Source organism: Nocardioides sp. P5_C9_2 (genome assembly GCF_054049555.1).
Map to the genome: position 1 here is coordinate 1 of NZ_JBFUMD010000539.1, position 2,425 is coordinate 2,425.

A 2,425-nucleotide genomic window follows, 5' to 3' on the forward strand; every position below is an offset into this window, starting at 1 on the left:
GTCCCACGAGGTACGACGTCGTGGCCGGCGCGGCCTGCGCCGGCAGCCAGTCCCGGCTGCGTGGTCCGCCGCCCAGCGCGTCGACCTGGTCGACCACGTGGGCGCCGAGGCGACCGCGGGACACCACGACCCGCAGGCTGAGGTCGGCCCGGTCCGGCACCACCTGCGCCAGGTCGAAGCGGACGGTGCGGCCGCCCGGGACGGTGACGCCGCGCATCGCCGGGACGTCGACCGGTCCGTCGGGGCCGAGCAYGGTGACGTCGGCGACGGCCGGACCGCGGTCCGGGTTGGTGAGCTCGAGCACCGAGGAGTGCTCGGCGGAGGCACCGACCCCGGTGAACCACTGCTCGGGGCTCGGGAGGTCGCACGACGTGGCGACGCCGTCGCCGTAGCGGCCGGCGACCAGGCCCGCGGCGAGCGTGCCCTCGGCCTGCAGCACCACGGGCCTGCTGGTGGCCTGGCGGACCGTGCCGTCGAGGGTGAGCGTGTCCTGGGCCGGCTGCCGGACCTCGACCTCGCCGCGCTCGTCGGTCGCGCTGGCGACGGCGACCGTGCCCGCGCCCGGCAGCGCGGCAGGGCACACCAGCGTGGTGCGCGTCAGCTCGACCTCGGACGGCGGCCGGCTCGTGGCGTCGTCGGACACGGGACGGACCAGCAGCAGCGTCCCCACGGTCATCACCGGGATGACCACCGCGAGCAGGTCGAGCGGTCCGAAGCGACGGGTGCGGGCGGGCCGCGACGAGCGGCGCCCGGCCCGAGGGGTCGGGGTGGGCTCAGTCATCGCGGCCCCTCCTCACGGTGGGGGCGGCCAGGACCACGACGAGGAGGACGGCGGCCACCTGGAGCACCAGCAGCAGCACCCGGGGCCAKGTCGTGCGCCCCTCGACCCCCTCCGCGGACAGCGGGCGGTCGATGCGCCAGGCCCGGGTGGTGCGGTCCTCCGCGCTGGCCTGGTCGAGGCCGGCGGTCGCGTCGAGCCCGGCGGCGACGCCGCCGTCGGCGGGCGACGGAAGGACGACGTACTCGATGCCGACGTCGGCCAGGGACTCGACCACCTCCCCGGTCGGGGCGGAGACCAGCTCCCGCACCTGCTCGGTGAGGTCGACGTCCTCGTCGGCCAGGGCCAGCACCTCGTCCTCGCCGAGGGTGACGCCGTCCCCGCGCAGGATGCGGTAGTCGATGCCCTCTGCCACCGAGCCCCGCAGGACCAGGACACCGTGCTCGTCCCCGAGCAGCGAGCTCTGCTCCATGTACGCCGGGACGACCGCCTGCTCCTCGCGGGTCAGCGCGTCGTCGTCGGGGCTGACCAACCACCAGACCAGGCCGCCCAGCGGGACCACCGCGGCCACTGCGGCGAGCGCACCGGCGAGCACCCGCTGCCACAGCGGGTGGTGGCTCCCGTCGTGCAGACGGTTGAGGTAGGCCTCGGCCCCCAGGACGGTCGCCACGACGGCCAGTCCCTGGAGGATGACCACGAAGAGGCCCAGGCTCGGCCGGGTCTGGGTGGCCGGCAGCTGCAGGGTGACGAACCCGAGGACCGCGACCACCACGGACGCCGCGAGGGCGACCAGCCAGCAGGCCAGCACCGGCACCCGGGTCGAGCGCGGGAGGAGGGCGAGCAGCGCGAGCAGGCCCACCAGGGCACCCAGCCACCAGGGTGCGCCGATGTCGCCGAGGCGACCGGTGAGGAGCGCGGACACGTCGACCCGGTCGCCCGGGAGCCGGCCCGCCTCGAGGAGGAGGCCCTCGGCCGAGCCGGTGGTGACCAGGGGCACGATCCAGGGCGCGAGCAGCACCGGCACCGTGGCCAGGGCAGCGACCGGCGGGCCCCAGCTGTCGCGGTCGCGCAGCAGCCGCGGGGAGATGAAGGCGGCCGCACCGAGGACGATCGCGGCGGCCAGCAGGGCGAAGAGCCACACGCCGGGCACGAACGCGGCGCCGAGAGCGACGAGGAGCGCCGTACGCCACGCCGCCCGCCAGCGCCGGTCCCGGTCGGGGTCGGCGAAGCCCAGGGCCGCGTGGGCCATCCACGGCAGCAGTGCGGCCACGGCGACGGTGCCGAAGCGTCCCTCGCCCCAGGCCCCCGAGGTCGCGGGCACCAGGCCGTACGTCACCGCCCCCCAGACGTGCACCCAGCGCGGCAGGTCGCGCGCGTCGACGAGGTGACCGACGACGGYCAGGAGCCGCCACGCCCCCCAGGCCGCGAACGGGACCGCCAGGAGCATCAGCGCGGAGACCACGACACCGGGCCCCCCGACCAGGCTGCCGACGAACGCGAACGGCAGGACGTACGCCGGGGCCGGGACGTCGGTGCCCGACCCGAGGGGGTGCCAGGTCTGCACGTGCAGCTGCCACCACTCGGCCACCTCGCCGGGCACGGGCGACAGCGCGCCGCCGGTGATCGAGCCGAACGCCGTGCGCGCCC

Annotated in this window: 2 protein-coding genes; both read right to left on the reverse strand. The window is 76.6% G+C overall.

All coding sequences use genetic code 11. The features are described from left to right. The coding region (locus ACXJKL_RS19315) for a DUF5719 family protein (RefSeq protein WP_457208621.1) at positions 1-781 on the reverse strand (781 nt) is incomplete at its 3' end. Continuing rightward, a partial coding sequence (locus ACXJKL_RS19320) for a hypothetical protein (protein ID WP_457208622.1) occupies positions 774-2,425 on the reverse strand: 1,652 nt, incomplete at its 5' end. The genes ACXJKL_RS19320 and ACXJKL_RS19315, both read right to left, overlap by 8 nt.